This window comes from Bacillus sp. FSL M8-0063, assembly GCF_038005545.1.
In the GTDB taxonomy this organism is placed as follows: domain Bacteria; phylum Bacillota; class Bacilli; order Bacillales; family Bacillaceae_G; genus Bacillus_A; species Bacillus_A wiedmannii.
Map to the genome: position 1 here is coordinate 3007963 of NZ_JBBOTJ010000001.1, position 18867 is coordinate 3026829.

At 32.0% G+C, this 18867-nt stretch carries 16 protein-coding genes; 6 read left to right on the top strand and 10 right to left on the bottom strand.

What is annotated here, in order from left to right; genetic code table 11:
• Positions 1-138 precede the first annotated feature (138 nt).
• Positions 139-537, bottom strand: a complete 399-nt coding sequence (locus MKX31_RS15175) for a DUF2871 family protein (protein WP_340981074.1) — start codon at positions 535-537, stop codon at positions 139-141.
• A gap of 255 nt (positions 538-792) precedes the next feature.
• Between MKX31_RS15175 and MKX31_RS15180 the strand changes: the two genes are divergently transcribed.
• Positions 793-1296: a GNAT family N-acetyltransferase gene (locus MKX31_RS15180; protein ID WP_064476919.1), complete on the top strand. Its 504-nt coding sequence runs from the start codon at positions 793-795 to the stop codon at positions 1294-1296.
• Positions 1297-1764: 468 nt separating this feature from the next.
• Here MKX31_RS15180 and hlyIIR read toward each other — a convergent pair whose 3' ends face one another.
• The 4 genes from hlyIIR to MKX31_RS15200 all read right to left on the bottom strand — a co-directional run bounded on the left by hlyIIR (position 1765) and on the right by MKX31_RS15200 (position 6360).
• Complete coding sequence (hlyIIR, locus tag MKX31_RS15185) at positions 1765-2370, bottom strand: hemolysin II regulator HlyIIR (RefSeq protein ID WP_222655202.1); 606 nt, start codon at positions 2368-2370, stop codon at positions 1765-1767.
• A 466-nt stretch (positions 2371-2836) separates the two neighbouring features.
• Positions 2837-4075 (bottom strand): hemolysin II HlyII, encoded by a 1239-nt coding sequence (gene hlyII, locus MKX31_RS15190; RefSeq protein WP_340981080.1) that lies wholly within the window; start codon positions 4073-4075, stop codon positions 2837-2839.
• 302 nt (positions 4076-4377) lie between these two features.
• Positions 4378-5613, bottom strand: a complete 1236-nt coding sequence (locus MKX31_RS15195; RefSeq protein ID WP_064476922.1) for an N-acetylmuramoyl-L-alanine amidase — start codon at positions 5611-5613, stop codon at positions 4378-4380.
• A gap of 453 nt (positions 5614-6066) precedes the next feature.
• Entirely contained in the window at positions 6067-6360 is a 294-nt protein-coding gene (locus MKX31_RS15200; RefSeq protein WP_064476923.1) for an ArsR/SmtB family transcription factor, read from the bottom strand.
• 712 nt (positions 6361-7072) lie between these two features.
• Here MKX31_RS15200 and MKX31_RS15205 point away from each other — a divergent pair.
• Positions 7073-7438, top strand: coding sequence for a hypothetical protein (locus tag MKX31_RS15205; protein ID WP_064476924.1), 366 nt, complete (start codon positions 7073-7075; stop codon positions 7436-7438).
• 365 nt (positions 7439-7803) lie between these two features.
• Here MKX31_RS15205 and MKX31_RS15210 read toward each other — a convergent pair whose 3' ends face one another.
• Positions 7804-8244, bottom strand: coding sequence for a hypothetical protein (locus tag MKX31_RS15210; RefSeq protein ID WP_064476925.1), 441 nt, complete (start codon positions 8242-8244; stop codon positions 7804-7806).
• Positions 8245-8878: 634 nt separating this feature from the next.
• Between MKX31_RS15210 and MKX31_RS15215 the strand changes: the two genes are divergently transcribed.
• The gene (locus MKX31_RS15215) at positions 8879-10132 is read left to right on the top strand and encodes a sensor histidine kinase (protein WP_103655085.1); all 1254 of its coding nucleotides are present in this window, start codon (positions 8879-8881) and stop codon (positions 10130-10132) included.
• Between the two features lie 451 nt (positions 10133-10583).
• On the opposite strand, the gene colA is transcribed toward MKX31_RS15215, so the two are convergent.
• Positions 10584-13499 (bottom strand): collagenase ColA, encoded by a 2916-nt coding sequence (gene colA, locus MKX31_RS15220; protein ID WP_340981084.1) that lies wholly within the window; start codon positions 13497-13499, stop codon positions 10584-10586.
• A 203-nt stretch (positions 13500-13702) separates the two neighbouring features.
• Positions 13703-14380, bottom strand: a complete 678-nt coding sequence (locus MKX31_RS15225; protein WP_340981086.1) for an MgtC/SapB family protein — start codon at positions 14378-14380, stop codon at positions 13703-13705.
• A gap of 294 nt (positions 14381-14674) precedes the next feature.
• On the opposite strand from MKX31_RS15225, the gene MKX31_RS15230 reads away from it, so the two are divergent.
• A complete protein-coding gene (locus MKX31_RS15230; protein ID WP_340981088.1) occupies positions 14675-15193 on the top strand; it encodes a GNAT family N-acetyltransferase in 519 nt (172 codons plus the stop codon).
• A complete protein-coding gene (locus tag MKX31_RS15235; protein ID WP_340981089.1) occupies positions 15190-16107 on the top strand; it encodes a GNAT family acetyltransferase in 918 nt (305 codons plus the stop codon). Before MKX31_RS15230 ends, MKX31_RS15235 begins: the two co-directional genes overlap by 4 nt.
• Before the next feature lie 21 nt (positions 16108-16128).
• Here the strand turns inward: MKX31_RS15235 and MKX31_RS15240 are convergent, their stop codons facing one another.
• Together MKX31_RS15240 and MKX31_RS15245 are read right to left on the bottom strand one after the other, a co-directional pair.
• Positions 16129-17037 carry a VOC family protein gene (locus MKX31_RS15240; protein WP_142387354.1) on the bottom strand — a complete coding sequence of 303 codons (909 nt, stop codon included), beginning with the start codon at positions 17035-17037 and terminating at the stop codon, positions 16129-16131.
• 175 nt (positions 17038-17212) lie between these two features.
• On the bottom strand, positions 17213-18124 hold the full coding sequence (locus MKX31_RS15245; protein ID WP_064476932.1) for a VanW family protein: 912 nt from the start codon (positions 18122-18124) through the stop codon (positions 17213-17215).
• A gap of 363 nt (positions 18125-18487) precedes the next feature.
• Between MKX31_RS15245 and MKX31_RS15250 the strand changes: the two genes are divergently transcribed.
• Positions 18488-18829 (top strand): hypothetical protein, encoded by a 342-nt coding sequence (locus tag MKX31_RS15250; RefSeq protein ID WP_116480664.1) that lies wholly within the window; start codon positions 18488-18490, stop codon positions 18827-18829.
• Positions 18830-18867 lie beyond the last annotated feature (38 nt).

The window sequence follows — 18867 nt, forward strand, 5'->3', positions numbered from 1 at the left end:
ACAAAATATGTTAACTATTTTATACATAATAATCCGAAAAATTAAATAATTCAAGTTTTATACATATGAAATTCGTTTCTTACTGTCGAATAAACAAAAAGAACTTGCAATAAATATTGCAAGTTCTTTTCTATAAAACTACATTTTAAATGACTTCTTTATTAACAACATAAACCAAACTAAAGTCACTGCCATTAACGAATGGGAAAACCCTACAATATAAGTTAACCCTTTAAAGTCCGCTCCATTTAGCTGAAGTAGCCCTCTCGCTGCTAATGAACCTAACATTAAAGTTAATGCAATATTATGTAAAACAAACCACTTATTAAAACTTTTCGCTTCATGAAACGCGAATACTTTTGCTAATCCTAAAGCAATTAAAAAGAAGAAAAAGCCGAGTACAAGTGTATGTGTATGCAAAAGATTTAACAAAGTAGATCCTACAATCTCCTTATACTTTCCATACTCCCTAGCGAAAATCCCTGATAATAAGCCGATAATCAAATACGTAAAAGATGCATTATATAATTTTTTCATTATGTACCTCCTTGAGTAGAATGTGTAGTGTGTCATATTTAGTAATAATGATAGTTATATAGTAAAAACTCCTAGTTACCTAGGAGTCATTGTATAAGTATCTCACTCTTTACAATCAATTCTAATTATAAAATATCCCTTTATACAAAACAAACGAACTTTATGTGAACAAGTAGAGCATGATGAAAATATGTTGCACTTTTGTATTTCGCAACCCATACTAATTGTTATAACTATTAAAGGTGGTGCAATGGATTGATAGTTCTTGAAACTGAACGACTCGTTATTCGCTGGTTCGATATAAAAGACGCTCCATTTATTCTTGAATTAGTAAACGATCCTGCATGGATTCAGTTTATTGGTGATAAAAGGATTAAAAACTTAGAAGATGCAAAAAAATACATCTTAAACGGACCCGTTGATATGTATAATAAAATGGGCTTTGGTCTTTACTTAGTAGAACGAAAAGAAGATCTCACTCCACTTGGTATGTGCGGGCTTATAAAAAGAGATTCATTAGAAGATGTTGATATCGGCTTTGCCTTTTTAGAGAAATTCCGTTCAAAGGGGTATGGCTTTGAATCAGCTTCTGCTGTAATAGACTACGGTGTACAAAAGCTTGGTCTGAAACGAATTGTAGCAATTACTACTATTGATAACATCAATTCAGGAAAGCTTTTAGAAAAAGTAGGATTGCAGTTTGAAAAGATAATTTCAGAATCAGGAGAAGATTTAAAATTATTCGGGTATAACATATAATAAATTATCAGATTTCTCTTTCAATCTAATCAAAAAACATTTCTTACATATACATTCCTAAAAGTTATTATAATTAAAATACTCATCTATTTTTTAACGTTATAACCACACTAATTTAAATCACAACTCTAATTTTCAGTACTGTATTTATTCTTAAAAATCCTCTATCTTGTTCTTAAAGTTGTCAAAACTCTTATGTAGTTAAATGAAAAGTTTATGCTAATATGTTACTAAGAAACTATGCGTTCCCTTAACCCTGTATCCGGCCCTGGACTTTTTACAGGGCCTTTGTTTATTTAAATTACTTATCACGTGCTTATACACATTAAAAGTCATTTCAAATGTAATAAACGATAAATAATAAAATAACTTAAGAATGAAGTGTCGAAAAAAGCCTAATTTCTCTACAATACATTGAGGAATTAGGCTTTTTAATAGGAAAATTAAGATTCATAAACAATGAGTAATTTATATATTAGGCTTATCTGTTAAAGCGGAAATAATCCTGTTCACTAAGTCTTCTGGCATCCATTCATGATTCATATCATTCGTTTCATTTGGTCCTAAAGAATCAATGAACTTTTTGAACTTTGGAAATAAAACAATTGAAGTGATCCAATGTATCGTATGATTTATAGAGAATAAATGAAAAACTCCTTGTTTTTCGCCCTCCTGTAATATTTCTTTTAACTGTTCAAAATTACCTATGAAATATGGTTTAATCTTTTCTAATCTTGCACTTTCCTTAATAATCTCCTCATATGCCAATGCTCCAATTTCAGGATTTTCTTTTATATGTGTAGCAAAGACTGTTAAATATTCTTTAAGAGCATTGATAGGATTAAATTGATTCTTCTCAAGAAAATTAGGTAACTCATTAGCAAGGCCATATTTCTTAAACACTTCATAATACAGGTTTTCTTTCCCATTAAAATAGTATGAAGCCATAGCAACATTTACTTTCGCTTCTTTTGCAATTTCTTGTATGCTTGTACCTTCGTAACCACGCTCTCCAAATTTTTTCTTAGCAGCCTTCAAAATATTTTCCATCGTCTGCTCTCGAGATTTCCCCATTTCACACACCTCAAATAATATATATTTCACTTCAAAAATCCAATAAGGACTTTGAATAGAGTATCTTTTTAATGAAATTTAATTATATATTTAAAGTAGTAACTTAACAACCGATGAAGTCTTGATTACTTTAAACAATTCCCCACACAACGTACACCTCAAAAAGAAACATCTCCTGAATCTCTCCTACCCTATGTCACCATACAAAGAATTCTTTTAAAAATGAAATAAAAATAAACACCATACTTAAAAACAATATCCCCCTGTGTAGCATGAATAGCTTTCAAATACTTCATGCTCTTTTCTAATTGAGTATAAAAATGAACAAAAAAAATAATAAGGACCCGAGTTTATCTATTTTTACAGATAAAATTGGATCCTTTCATTACATTATACAAACTTTTAAAAACCTTTATACTCATATCTTGATGAAATAATTCTCCATCAATTGTACCTCATTTACTGATTAGATTTGTTTAATCTCAATATAAGGTCCTTTGATGTTTAATTTGTTAATGTCATTTGAGATATTACCTACAGTTGTTTTTTCATTAAACGTGTAGACCTTTTCACCATTTACAAAGATACCCCAATTTCTATCTTGGTAACTGATACCATAACCAGCATTGCTAGATGTCGCTTTGAGTTGATTTCCATTCATTGAAAAAGATAATTTCCCTTTTCCTTTGTTAAGTTGGTTATTCACATTGTTGATACTACTCATTTGTTCTTCAAGGGCTTTATGGTTATCAAGAGTAACTTGATGGTTTTTCCAGTCTAATTTATAGTTGTTTGTAAAGAACTCATTATATGTATCTTTATTATTTGTTCCCCACCATTTTGAACTTACCCATTCGATATTGTACTGATCTGAAATTCTACGATTTGTTATTTTTAAATCAGATGTAGATTCTGTTTTATCAGCAGTAATAACTGCTACTACATTAGGAGAAAAACCGTATCCTGTTAAAGCTGGTACTGTATCTTTTGAAACAAAATTATTCGTTCCTTCATTATAACTACGTGATTTCATAAATAGTTGATTACCATAGAAAGTATTAAATGTATCACGATTATAAATTCCCCACTCTGGGAAATTAAACGATTGGAATCCTACTTTCCAATTTAATTTTTTATCTGTGTGAGTCTCTAATACCGTTTTATAGTCTACTTGATCATAAGATACACTTTCTTTCCAAGCGAAGCTACCTGTAATACTTGCATCGGCATTTGGCCCTTTATCATTTACCCCAACTTTAACACTTCCACCAAGTGTATACCCTACTTCAGAAGTAACCTTTGCTGAAGTCATTGTATTAACTGGGGCAGCTTTATGAAATTGAGCGCTATCAACACTTGTTATTTCTGCTTCAGTATGATATGCTGATGGCCATTTTAAACCTGCGTTATAGTATCCGCCATTAATTGTATATTTAGCATCTATATTACTACCATCTGTTGTAACAATTGCGATTTTTTTATCTGCATAAGGATCCTCAATAAAAGAAACCTTTATTGAATTTTTGATATTCTGCTTTATGTCATAAGTAGTTTTAAAACTATTATAGACTTTTCCACCATTTTGAAGATTTTCTACAGTTCCTTTAGAATCTGCAAATGCAGATGTTGCTTGTACACCAAGTGATCCAGACATAATAACGGACGCTACCGCAACACTTTTAACTATTCCCTTTGCTTTTTTCATACAGACATCCACTCCTTCTTAAACATTTAAAAGGTATAAACATATTATTTTTAGCTCTCAATACTAGAGATAGGTTCATAACTTTACAATGTAGAAATTTATTAATCTTTATGACAATAACTATCAACACTTGTTTTTCTAATTTCCATCTCTTTTTTTACTGATAACTATTATCAATATTATTAAAACACATAATAACGATTTAAACAACAATTTTAAATATGTATTTAAAATTGTTGTTTAAAAAAGTGCAAAAAAATTATAGAATTCTTTATTTCGAGAATTACTATATTTTCATTTACTTATTGCAACCTATATTCAGATACATTATTCCCTTTCCATTCATAATAATCTAAAATACCCTCATAAATAGCTTCTGCTGCGACCTGCCTTCCGTTTTCTGTAGATAACTTACTATAATCGATACCATTATCTATAAAAGCAAGTTCCGTTAACACAGCTGGCATTTCATTTTCTCTTATAACATGAAGATCTCCATGTTTAACGCCTCTATCACGTGTTTGAAGAGCATCTACTAATCGAGTTTGAATTTTTTCAGCTAAAACACGACTTTCTTCCACATGAGGATTTGTTTTTTCAGATTTAGAAGATTTATAGTAGTATGTTTCTGTCCCTTTTGCATTACCATTATAAGCATTTGCATGAACACTTATAAAGATATCCCCCTGATTTTGTTTAGCAAATTTAACACGTTCCTGTAAAGAGCTTTTTTGATCATGTCCAGGTCTAGTATCAGATTCACGAGTTAGTAAAACTGTAAATGGTGTATGTTTTTCAAGCAATTGTTGTAGACGTAAAGAAGTGTCAAGTACAATCTTACTTTCAGGTAATCCCTTTGTGTCTTTTCCAGGATCTGCGCCACCATGTCCGGGATCAATAATTATTGTCTTATTTTCTAAAGGATTACTTTGACTATATTGAAGCATATCTGTTTTTGCGGTTAGTTGTGCAGCTTCAGCGCGTGTTATGAACCTATTTGGTTGCCAACCATTATCTGTACCAACTGAAATTTTTAAATCAATTAAAGTATTTGCGAACCTTTCACCCCAATGTCCCTTTAAATCTTCAAATTTACTTTGTCCATTGCTAGTGTTTTTATTTTGTAGTTTATATGCATTCACTAGCATAGTAGCCATAGCAGCACGAGTAACTTTTCCAGAAGGATTAAATATTCCATTTCCTTCACCTTTAATGATTCCTGCCTTTTCAGCTGCGGCGATATAAGGGGTTCCCCAGTGGTTTTGTGAATCTTTAAAAGATGGTTTTGCATTTAAATCAATGTTTATACCAAGAGCCCTTGTCATAATGGTTGCTGCAGAAGCTCTATCTAGTGTATCACTTGAACCAAAAGTTCCATCTGGATAACCACTCAATACTTGTTTATCAACTAAATAATTAACGGATTTGTCAGCCCATGCAGGAACATCTGGGAATTTGTGAGTATCTGCAAAAATACTAGTAGAATAAGATAGTAAACTTCCAGCAAGAATTCCTGTAGCAATTAATTTGTTCTTCAAAATTTAGCACCTCTAAAAAATTATTACAAGTTGGTAAATTATGTGTATTATAGTTAATCTTTAAATAATATGAATTCGAATAAAGTATAGATTAAGTTGGCATCATCACTATATTATAAGATAAAGAATCTAGTATAGAATTATCATTCCGAAAAGAATCCTTCGACATACACTTATAGATTGACACTATTACATTTATTCACCAACATTGTGTAACTAGTATAGTTACTTATATATACGAGTGTCAATTAAAACAACCTTACATTTTTGTAAGGTAACCAGATTAATAATATATCAAGTAATTATTAAATAATGTAAATAATTATCTTTTATTTTAAGAACAGATTGATTTAAGCACACTCCTTCTAAATTATCATTGATGCCTCTTTCAATTCCTAATGTCCCTCTTAAAAAGGGCACTTTTGAAAAGTGCTCTTTTTAAGAATTATGAAGCTACAAACCTAGAATTCCTACAATCTGGCGAGCCTTAACATTATCAATATAATAATGCATCTCTAATCCTCGTCTTTGTACACGGAGCACAGTTCCCCTTAATTTTGATAGATGCTGTGAAACAGTGGATTGTGGGATTCCTAATATTTCTGTCAACTGTGTCACATTACACAGTTTATGGTGCATTAATTCATTTACAATTTTTAATCGAACGGGATGTGCCATTACCTTTAATACATATACATCTTCCTCTCGGATTTTAGCTAGATCTCTATTAGATATTAATGTTTTCATTTCGCATTCCCCTTTATTATTAATTTCTATTTTCCAATTATCCTTATAAGTAGTAGTTATAGATATTTACCATTTGTCCTGTTGAGAAAATGTATTCTCGTTCTTAAACAAAAAAAGACACCAATCCAATAAACAGCTTTTACTGTTCCAATGAATTGATGCCCTCTAATTTTTAGCCAAACTATATTTTGTTTTAAAAGGATTATTTTATAGTCTATTATATGATTTTAAATGAGACGTAACATTCTTTGTTACATAAAAAGTAATACTTTTCTCCCTAGTTTAAGTACAAATTTAAATTCTGATTTTTCTTTCTCACATTGTAAAATTCAGATGAAATGTTTCTTCATTTCATCTTATACAGCATATATTATGTATTTCTCAACACCAATAAACGTAGCTAAATCCCCTATAATGGTACCTCCAGATGGTAGCTGTCATTCCTTTTTAAAAGACCCTTTTCTTTAATTACAGGGCTTTTTAACTTTCCTCAATTAAAATATCCTTTTTATTTCATTATCTTGTTAACCCCAATGATATGTAAACCTCTTTTAATCTATTAATCCCCTATTACGCTCCTTCATGTAGAGATAAGGGAGACTTCTCGTTCAAATAATAAATTATGCAACATTGCATTTGATACCATTTTTATTGTAACTATAATGATTACAGTAATGCTATTAATCCAAATACTCTACGTGGAGGTTTTATTATGTTTAAAAAATTTATTGTATCTTCTATGGCGCTTACTATGTTGGGTGGGGCTGTAACTATGCTAGAAACACCTACTGCTCAAGCAGCTTCTTATAACTCAACATCATCTTCTTACTTTGATGTCACTCCCGAAGAAGCAGCTGCTTTTTATCAATCTCAGGACTATAAAAAATTAAAAGCCTTTATGGATGACTTTGAAGCTAGAAATCCTTATGTTCCTGGTGGAGGCTATGCTCAAGGTAGTGTCCGTATGCAAAAATTCAATGATGCCCTTAGAGCTGTTAAATTAACAAATGTATACCAAGAATTTATTAGAATTTCGTACTACAATCATTATCCAGAACCAAATAATCAAAACAAATAAAATGCTTATTACTTTAACTTAGCCTAATTTTAAATGTATAGCCTAAAACTAGAAAAAACCACTTATATAAGGGGATTTTTCTAGCTTCCTATGTAATTCAGCTGAATACTGAGTTATTTTTATTTTAAGATTACTTACAACCGACATCCTCTTTTTTACACAAACTAGTAAATTAGCTATAAAAATATCAAAATGTATTTATAAATTGTTGAAAACAATTCCCTTCTGTTTAATAGTAAAAAGCGAGCACCTTCTCGTAATTACATAAGGTGCTCGTTTTTATTTTCATGTGTAATTCTCGATTTAATATAGTTACTTTCTAGTAAGTAAAAACTAAATTAACTTATAAACAAGGCTTTTTAAATTTAATTTATAGATTTTACTGCAACTTGGAATTGTCCCTTAGAACCATCATCATTTGAAACGTAAATTTTATACGTTCCAATTGGTAATGGAGATAAAGCATTCCGTACATTTGTAACATTATTTTTTTGTTCTCCAGGTTTTATATAACCACCAACAATTAGCTCCATATTTGGACCTTTCACACTATATCCCATTGTATTTTGGCCATTATTTTTCATAAAGAAGCTTAAATTTTCACTCCCATTATATACAAAAGAAGTTACAGCCTCTCCACTATAATCCATTGTTTGATTTAATAATAAGTCTACAGGAACATGTTCGACTATATGAATTTTATCATTCGTTTTGTGTATTTCTTCAGCATAAGTATTATTTCCTAACACACCAAGTGTTAATGCTGAAATTACTCCACAACTAAGCACTAGTTTATTTAACTTCATTTTAAGTTCCCCCTTGATGTTTGTAATCTATTACCATCATACCTTCTTTTTCAAGTGCGTTTTTATGTAATAATTCATATCTTTAAACCTATATATTTTAACTTTACACCTTAATAGTTATTGAAAAACTCACATTGATAAAGCTACAGTATTATGATATTAAAAAAGAACATGCAAATTTCAAAGTCCTTTTTAACAAGAATTCATACAATTAAGTACCAAAGCACTCAAATAAATAGCATTTCCATTTTAGATAAAATATACTAATGAAAAATTTTGAAATTTCCACTTTATAATTTGATATATTCCATGTTAATATAACGTAGGCTACAAAATATGATTCACAAGATATATTTTTTCACAGAATATCCATACTTAAAAAACCATTATTTTATTAGTAACTCAATCCCAGTTTTACCTATACAAAAGTTAATTTCTAGTTTCATATGTATAAATATCTAAGTAGATTTTTTATCTATTATTTTTCCTAACTTCCTTATCAATTCTAATACGATTAATATAATAGTACTTTTTCAAGTGCCCTTCCTTTTTTAGATAGAAAGTCTACTGATACTAAACATCTAAGTTTAACTCATACATAATCCAATATACAAACTATCGGAGATGCAAAACTATGGGAATATCTACTCTTTTATTAAATACCTTTATAATAATAATTTGTATCCTTAGCTACCACGTATTTTGGCTAGAATTTAAAGAAAAAATAACATGTAATAATATATTGATTTCTATCCTTTCCTCCATTGCTATTATTTTTTGCATGACTTTTCCTTTTCATCTACATGCTGGATTTATTTATGATTTACGTTTTATTCCTATCATATTAGTTTTTCTATATGGAAATACAAAAAACATTGTTTTTATAGGAATTTTATATCTTTCTTATCGATTTTTCTTAGGCGGAAATGGAGTTCTTCCATCATTTATTATCTTTACTATTATTTCTGTTATAACAATGCTCTTTCGTTACTTATTACCAATGTATGTTAAAGAAAAAAAGATATTATTAAGCTTGCTTCTTATTTTATTATGTACAACTTCACTTTCTATCTGCGGTATTGTAACTCAAATAAATACAGGTGGTAAAATTGACTCTACTCTCATAGAATTTTTATTAAATTATATAATCATTAATATATTTACAGTATTATTATCAGTGTATTTAATAGAGGGAATGATCGAGAAATATAAAATGAAAGAAAAGCTGCAACGGGCTGAAAAATTTTATATAGCTAGCGAACTAGCCGCGTCCATTGCACACGAAATCCACAATCCACTAACCACAGTACATGGATTCACTCAATTGTTAAATGAAAAACATGCCTCTAAGCTACCTCAGGATCAGTACTTGGAAATCATGTTAATTGAAATGCAACATATACAATCTACTATTAATAACTATTTATCTTTAACAAAACCACAGAACACCCTAAAAGAGAAAATAGATATTAATCATATTTTAAATCAAGTGAAAGACACTTTTTCACCACTCGCTCTATCATACAAAGTTGAAATAATACAAAATAGTACAAATTCCTTTTATATAAATGGAGACCCCGAAAAATTCAGGATCTGTCTAAACAACATCATACAAAACGGAATTGAGGCCATGATAAATGGTGGAGTATTACAAATAAATATACAGAAAATTAAAGGTAATATTATAATCGATATTATTGATTCAGGGGTTGGAATGTCCTCTCAACAAATAAAGCGGATTGCTTTACCATTCTATTCAACAACAGAAAAAGGAACTGGGCTTGGTACTATGATTGCCTATAGTATTATTAAAGAATTAAACGGTGATATAGAAATAGAGAGTAAATTAGGTCAAGGTACACGATTTTCCATTAGTATCCCCTGCTAATATGACGTAATAAGTTAAATAATGAAATTTTTCATTTAACTTATTAAATAAATTTCAAAAATGCCGCTTCTTAACTCATTAATCATCTTGATTTCGTGAATAAATTAAACGTAATAAGGACCAGAGTATATCTGTTTTTATGGATAAACTCTAGTCCTTTAATTAAATCAAACATACTTAAATTTTATTACTTTGCTCACATCTCTATGAAATCATAATTCATCGATTGTATCTCATTTACTGATTAGGTCTACTTAACTTCAAGATAAGGTCTCTTAATACTTGATTTCTTAATATCATTAGATACATTACCTATAGTTATTTTTTATTTTAAATATTAAATTTTTAACATTCGTAAAGGTACAATATCTTCATAACTGATATTGTAACCTGTATTACTTGATATAGACTTAAATTGATTTCCATTCATTGAAAGACAATTTCTCTTTTGCTATTTCACTTCTACCGTATAATTCCCTGTTCCTCCGCCATACTGATACACATGTAAATAATATTTTCCTGGATACGTGTAGTAACTTCCTACTAATTTATTTCCTTCTTGCTGGGCATACGTAACATAATTATTTAAATCCGCTTCTGAATAAAGAACCCAGTTTACTCCGATATTATTTTCCTTCGTTACATTAATTTGTAGGTTTTTCGCAGTTTCCACATTTATTTCAAAGTAATCACTCGTATCACCATTTCCTAAACTAGCACGTAAAACTTGATTTAATTGCAGTTTATTTGCTGTTTGGAATGAGTTATTTGGCTCTTTTTCTACACTGTTATCTTCTTTCTTTTGAACCGTTACATTCGTTGTAACCGTATTCGTTAATCCTTTGTCGTCTGTTACTGTCAATTTTGCAGTGTACGTTCCTTCTTTTGTATACACGTGAGTTGGATTTTGTTCATTACTTACAGTACCATCACCAAACTCCCATTTATAAGCAACAATTTTTCCATCTTCATCTTTCGATCCATCGCTTTTAAACGAAATTGCTTCATTTACATTTCCGCTATATGGACCGTTTATAACCGCAACTGGTGCTTTATTCACAGCACCTTCTTCTGTATTCATACCATGGAATACAACATCATATTCAAATTGTCCTGATGCATTCACACGATAATTTACAAAATACGCTGTTACTGTTTTATAACCTGTCCATTCTTTTGCACTTAAACGTTTTAACGTATCATTTACGTTTTGTGTAATTGTTTTCCAGTCTTCATATTCCCCTTTTGCAGTAGTACCTGTATACGTTCCTTGCAGTGTAAATGTATTAAAGAACTGTGATTTATTTTTCTTAACTGACACATTACTTAATTTTGCTTCTGCTGTAATTTCTGCCGCAATATCTGAAACTGGTTTTGGTGCGTGAGTTGCTAAATAATCATCTGATACTAATGGAACATTATATTTCTCGCGGTTATCGACTAACATTTGCATATAGTCTTGATACTCTTTATTTAAATTCGCATCTTTACTTAATGCAGAGCGGTATGCATCATATGCTGTTACATCATTTTTTCTAATAAGATCATGAACTTTGTCAAACATATCATATCTCTTATTGTACATATACGATTGTAAAGCGAAGGAATAATTATAGAAATCCCACGTTCCATACTTTGCATTTAACGTTCGCTCTGCCGTATAACGTTCTGCTGGATTTGAAGATATCCCTCCTATAATACTCTTTCTCGGTACAACACTATCTGTTCTCGTTGCCCCTGCAAAAAACTCCGCATTCCCTTCTTCAAACCAGGATAATCTCTCGTTCTCATACATCTTACCTTGTCCCCAAAGCCCTGGTACTTCATATCTACCTTGCAAGTAATGCGTGAACTCGTGTCGGAACAATTCTTCTAAACTATAAATACTTTCTTCTGGCGTACGTTCATAAGTAAAGAACGTACCTGTTCCTTCTATATAAAGACCTCCGTTATTCGTTTCATACCCGTACAATTGACGGTTAAATTGATACTCAGCTGGACTATTATAAATAACCATCGTTAATACATCATCAGGATTTCCTTTTTCTAAAGGTTGATCACTTTCAACCGTACGATGGAATTGTGCCTTCACTTCTTTTGCCGCCCAATATAGACGTTTTACCTTTTCTTCTGTCACTTTATCTCCAGCTTTTAAAACAATTGCACCATCATCAAACGTATACGTTTTCGGCAAATACTTTTTCTTCCCATCTTCTCGTATTTGATCTAAATTAACAACATTTCCATTTGCATCTTTCCCGCCATAATTCGTCGCGATTTGCTCAGCCGCTACGAAATATTGCTCTCCTAAATACGGATACATTTTCATCGCGTCTGTTACAACTTGCAATCCTTTCGTTCCTGTACTATGGAACGTACCAACTCTACCTGTATAATAAATACCATTATTAATTAACCAACCATTCTTCTCTGTCACCGTTCCAATTAAAGCAAAACGACTTAATTCATTAATATAGCTATCAATTTTTTGGTACCATACTGTATCTTTCGGTGCTTTTCTCGTATCGTACAAATACGATTGAATGTCGTAATCAACACCTTGCATAATATCGTAAATCGCATTTCCAGCTGATAGATTGTCTACCAATGTAGAAAAATTATCGTTAAATTGTTTGAAAATCTTTGCAGCTGATGTTATCGTTTCCACATCACTCGAAGCATTTCCTATTAATTTTCCGTATGATGATACAACTCTATTTTGTTCTAACGTACCAAGTTTAAAATTCGGGTTATTCGCAATCGTTTTTAATGCAGGTAAGCATGTATCATGATAGCTCCGCTCATTTAGTTTACTTAATTCTGTATGATAAAATCCTAAATAAAATCCTGATCGTAATACCTCTACTAAAGTCTCAATCCCTTTGGAATCATCTTTCGTATAAGCTTGTCCTTGCTCCTTCAATTTATCAATAATTGCCTGCATCCTACTATCATTTTGATAGAATGCAAGGCTATCCTTATTAAATTGAAATAGACCCGTAATTTGCTCCCAATCAATTGTTACAAGTAAATCTACTAACTGCTGATTGCTTAATTGATTTAATTCAGCAATTGTATAAGTTTTCGCTGCAGCTAATTGCTTATTTTCTTTTTTCACTTCAGGCGGTCTTTGCGACAAATCAGCAAATTGTAGCCTTTTCTCAAAAGACTTGCTTTCAAGCACTTTTGATAAATGAGCTAATTCTTGCACTGGCAGTTGTACACCAACTGGCTCCATTTTGAGCACATTCCGATAAGAAACTTGCTCTCCCGTTGTACTTTCTGCCAATGTGCTCCCTTGGAAACTCCCTAACATTAAACTAGCAAAACTTACCCCTACTAACACTTTTTTTGAATAGCCTTTCATGCTCTCCCCTACCTTACATTTTTTAGTGTCCCGCACCATTATTTTACTATTCTTACTTTTTATTCTGTATTGAGAAAAAATAAGGGAACGTTCACATATGTATCCATTCCTAGCAAGATTAACCCTTGACTTTATGTGCATTTTATATCAAAAAAAGATAGATAATAGCGAAATTCCCGCTACATCTATCCTCGTTTTCAACGCTATGATTTTAACTTTATAAACGTAACTTCCGGTAATGTTTGCATATGCTGAATAAATTCATTCTTTTCTTCTGACGATATATTTTTTAGCTGCATCCCTACCTTATAAACTATTTCCGTACCTCGCTGTAAAGCTTCCACTTCATATGACAGTATTGTAATGCCTTTCACTTGAAGCATTTCTAATATTTGTTGTACCGCCTCATGTTTATTTATACACATTTGCACTGTTATATTTTGTGGAAATAAAAATTGCACCTTAAAAATCCGACTCACAATCTCTAAACCAATTAAAACGAGAATCGTCGCTCCAATCCCCACTACATACATGCCAGCCCCAATTGCTAATCCAATTCCGGCTGTAGCCCATAAGCCAGCCGCTGTCGTTAATCCTTTCACCGCCTGTTTTTGAATAATAATTGTACCTGCACCTAAAAAACCTACTCCACTAACAACTTGCGCTGCAATACGGCTCGGATCAAGAGCCATATGTTCTTCATTCATAATATCTGAAAAGGCATATTTTGAAACAACCATTATTAAAGCACTTCCTACCGCTACTAGGAAATGTGTTTTTAATCCGGCCTCTTTTGATCGAATTTCCCTTTCAATACCGATTATTGCTCCTAACAAACCCGCAACACCGATTCGTATAATTAAATCAATATTCACACTCACGAGCCCTTCCCCCTTTCATTCATTATAGATAGATGAAACAAAAATTATCACATACATCTATTTATCGATATGAAGGAATTTCGATAAAATACACTTAATATCCTAAGTGATTTATGCTAATATTAGCATAAATAAAATTCAACCCACTTTTTATACGAAAAACCATAAACTTTACTTTCCATTTAAAAACGAGATATAGATTGCATAAAATGAGGTTGAGAAAGTTTAGAAAACGCTTTCATTTTGTATCGTAATTTTTTAAAAATACTACATAAATAAAGGGGATTACTAACAATGAACGTCTCTTTACTAACACCTACTACCGATTTACAAGAAGAATACTTAGATTTTTATAAAGAATGGAAAGATAGCGGTGAAACGATGATTCCATGGGTTATCTCAAAAGATCCTTCTAATTTCACGGCAATGGTCCAAGAACTTCACGATGCGCATAACGGAGTCAACCTTCCTGAATCTTGGGTACCAGACTCTACTTATTGGCTCGTTACAGATGAAAATAAAATTGTAGGAGCTGTTAATATACGTCATAGTTTAACCGAACATTTATTTAACGCTGGAGGCCATATTGGTTATGGCATTCGCCCTTCTGAAAGAAGAAAAGGTTATGCTACGAAGTTATTAGAATTATCGCTAGAAAAAACGAAGGAATTAAACATCGAGAAAGTACTTGTCGTTTGCGACGAAGTGAATACTGCTTCTGAAAAAACAATCTTACATAACGGCGGGCTTCGTGATGATGAGTTCATTGAGGAAGATGGAAATGTAGTAAGAAGATTTTGGATTAATCTATGAAAAAGTCATCCGATGAAAATAATCTTGTTATAGAGAAATATAGTAGAAGTAATGAGCTAAAAGTAAAACAACTTATTGATTTATCCAATGAAGACTCTTATCTATTTAACTTATTACGAGATAATAAAACAAAATGTGCGTATGTTGCCTACTATAAAAAAGATGTAGTAGGCATCTTTCTCACCTGGAACAATAACTTCCATCCATACTGCACATACTTTCGAATATATACGAACCCTTTCTATTCAGTGCTACACATAGAACAAATTTTATTAACCGAGATTCTAAAACGAGAAAACTTCAAATTACCATTACAAACCTCTATATGGGAAACATCGGCTCATTTAAAAGCCTTTTATGAAAAACATAATTTTACGGAAATCCGAAAAACATATATGCCGATATTAGACGTACGAAAAATCATAGCTATCGATACAACGCTTCATTCAGATTATGAAGTACAAAGCTTATCAAATATCTTATCCAATAATAGCTTCTTTGAAAAACTAGCCCACTTAGTAAAAATGAATTATGAAGATACTCACTTAGCAAATCCCGTTGCCTCATACCCGCTCGAAACTTGGAAAGAACAGATCTTAACTGATGATGTGTTACTAGATGGGGGCTTTGTAATGATAGATGAAGAGAATAAAATTATTGCGTACTCTTTCCTCCATACATCAGAAAAAGATAATACGGTAGAACTAGGATGGTGTGGGACTCACACTACAGAAAATTTATTCTTACTGAAGCTACTCGTTTTCAAACAAGCTATGTATGCAAGTGAACATGGTTATTCTTTCATTCAAGGTGAATTCGATTCAACGAGTATATATGCAATGGAGATATTAAAATCCTTTCCTTTCAATCCTTGTGCTACTTGGATTACGTATCAAAAAGAAGTCGGAAAGTGATTATACACCTTCCGACTTCTTTTATGCTGTCTCTATTTCAAACTGCACTGTAATATCACTAGGATCTACTACTGTAAATCCGTTTGTACTTTCGTTTACTTTATGTTGTTTTTCTATTAATCTTTCTTTCACTTCATCTAACGCTTCTTTATGTGGTAATACAATTGTATATACCTTAAGTCCAGTTGCATACGCTGGTGGATGTGGATTATTTACTCCGTTCCACGTATTTGCACCTATATGGTGATGATATCCTCCTGCAGACATGAATAAGCAGTCATCTTCACGCTGTTGCACTTCAAATCCTACTGTCTCTACATAAAACTCGTGTGACTTCTCTACATCCGCTATTCGTAAATGTACGTGCCCAACGACAGTATTAGCAGGCAACCCATCAACCTCATAATCAACGAGTGTTGCCAGTTCTTTTAAATCAAGCGGCGTACTGCCTCCTGCTCCTTCTCCCCATTGATCGCGCGGACGGTCTGCATAAATTTCAATACCATTTCCCTCTAAGTCTTGTAAATAAAAAGCTTCGCTATACGTATGATCACTTGCACTATTAAACCTTGAAATTGGTAAAATTTCATTTGAATATGTATAACGCCCTTCTTGCTCAGCCGGGCTATCAATTACATTCTTATTTCGAATCACACCAAATAATGCCGAAGCAAACGCCTCACGAGTCGGAACTAAAAAGGCTACATGATATATACCAGTCGTACGCGGCTCTTGCAGTACCCCGTCCTCTAACTTTTCAAGAACAAGTAACGTGTTCTTTCCACCTTTTCCTGATAAATATGCTTTATTCGCCTCTTGCTTAATTACTTCTAAGCCTACTACATTCTCATAAAATGCAATTTGGCGCTCTAAATTTTGCACTTTAAATTCAACATGACCAATACGTGTTTTCGGATGAATTTGTACCATGAATAACTCCATCTCCTTATCCTGATATTTTCCTATTTCATATAACCGTTACTATGAAGGATACAACTAAAATCATCCTATGTAAATAAGAAAAGTCAGAATTTACAATCATTTTTTATTTTCATAATAAAAAAGTCACCTCTTCTAACTTTCAGAAAAGGTGACTTTATAACTATTATTTCATTTTATGTACTTCAGCAACTAACTTTCCACCCTGAATGCCCATATAAAGTTTCACAGGTGCATCATTCGTGTTTTCAAACACTAAGTCTAAGTATGGATATGCAATTGTAGCATCTCTTCCTTGTGGAACATAACCTACCGTTTTAGAATGTGTCGTTCTCTCTACCATTTTCAAACCAGCTTGATCTGCTGCATTGTATAATGTTGATGATGTTTGACAAACACCACCGCCGTATCCATCTACTAATTTACCATCTACAATTTCTTTTCCTAATTGATACCCTTTATCTGGCGTTGTATCACCAATTAATGCATTGAAAGAGAAACTGTCTCCTTTTGCTAATACAACTCCATTTATGCTCGCTGCTGACAAACGGATATTCTCAATACGGCCACCTGCTGAGCCACCTAAATTCGTTTCATATCTACCAATTACCGTACCACTTCCTTGCGCATCACTTAATGTTGCGACAGGCTTTTTCTCAACAATAGGTAATTGATATGAAGAATCCCACATACCAACGTTTAATAATTTATTTACTAGCTCTTTTTCCATTAATTCAAAAGAAGGCTTTCCTTCTTGCCAACTTCCGTCAGATGCTAAACGTGAAGGAACCATCTTTTTGTCAACGTTTTTACCAACTTCCTTAGCAACCTTCTCTACCGATTTTTTAAATTTTGCTTCATCTTCAAAATAACCTAGACTCGATAAATCTAGCTTTTTCACTTCCGTACCTGTACGACCATCAACTAAACTAATAGAATCCTGTACTTCTGCTTTAGCCTCTACCGTGTGGCCACCAATGTCACTTACTAATGCAACATCACTTACTTTTGTGCCACAACCACTTACTACAGCTACACATAACACCCCAACTAATATACCCTTTACTTTACGGAACAATAGACTCTCCCCTTTTTCCAAACATTACTTTTATGTATTATTTCATTTTTATGTATGTTTTGTTACAATCATTTTACAATATATTTATAAAATGTTACAAGTTATTTTTTACTCTATATAAATTACTCTTTTCTTTTGTAAATGTCTATACATATTTACATAAAATTTTGAGTTTGATAGAATTGTAACTTTTATGTAACCTCACCCTATTATCCAGTATATACCATAAAACAAAAGAAATACAAATGTAAAAACTCCATATTCTTATTTATAAAGAAACATCCCGTGAGCATAAATAGGTATTTGCCGTGCCACACTCCGCTTTTACACATACATTATGGTGAATTAACCTATTTTAAAGAAATGGAGGATGTTTTTATGTACCCCTACAATCCATACGATCCATATAACCAAAATGGTTATCAGCCTCAATATGATTTACAAGCACAATACCAACAATATATAGATCCAGCAGAACAAGTTAATCCATATGATCAAAATCGACAATTCCAACTTCCAATCTCTTTTCCTGGTACTGGAAACCGTCAACTAGAAAGACGAGTAAATGAGCTTGAGCAAAGAGTACGTCAATTAGAAAACACGGTTGAGCGTCATACACGTAGATTAAACCGCTTAAACCAACGTTTACGTACAATTGAAAACAGACTAAACATTCCATTTTCAGCATTAGAAGACGGATTTTAATTTCAAAAGTAAAAAATATATAAGGAAGGGGCTCACCC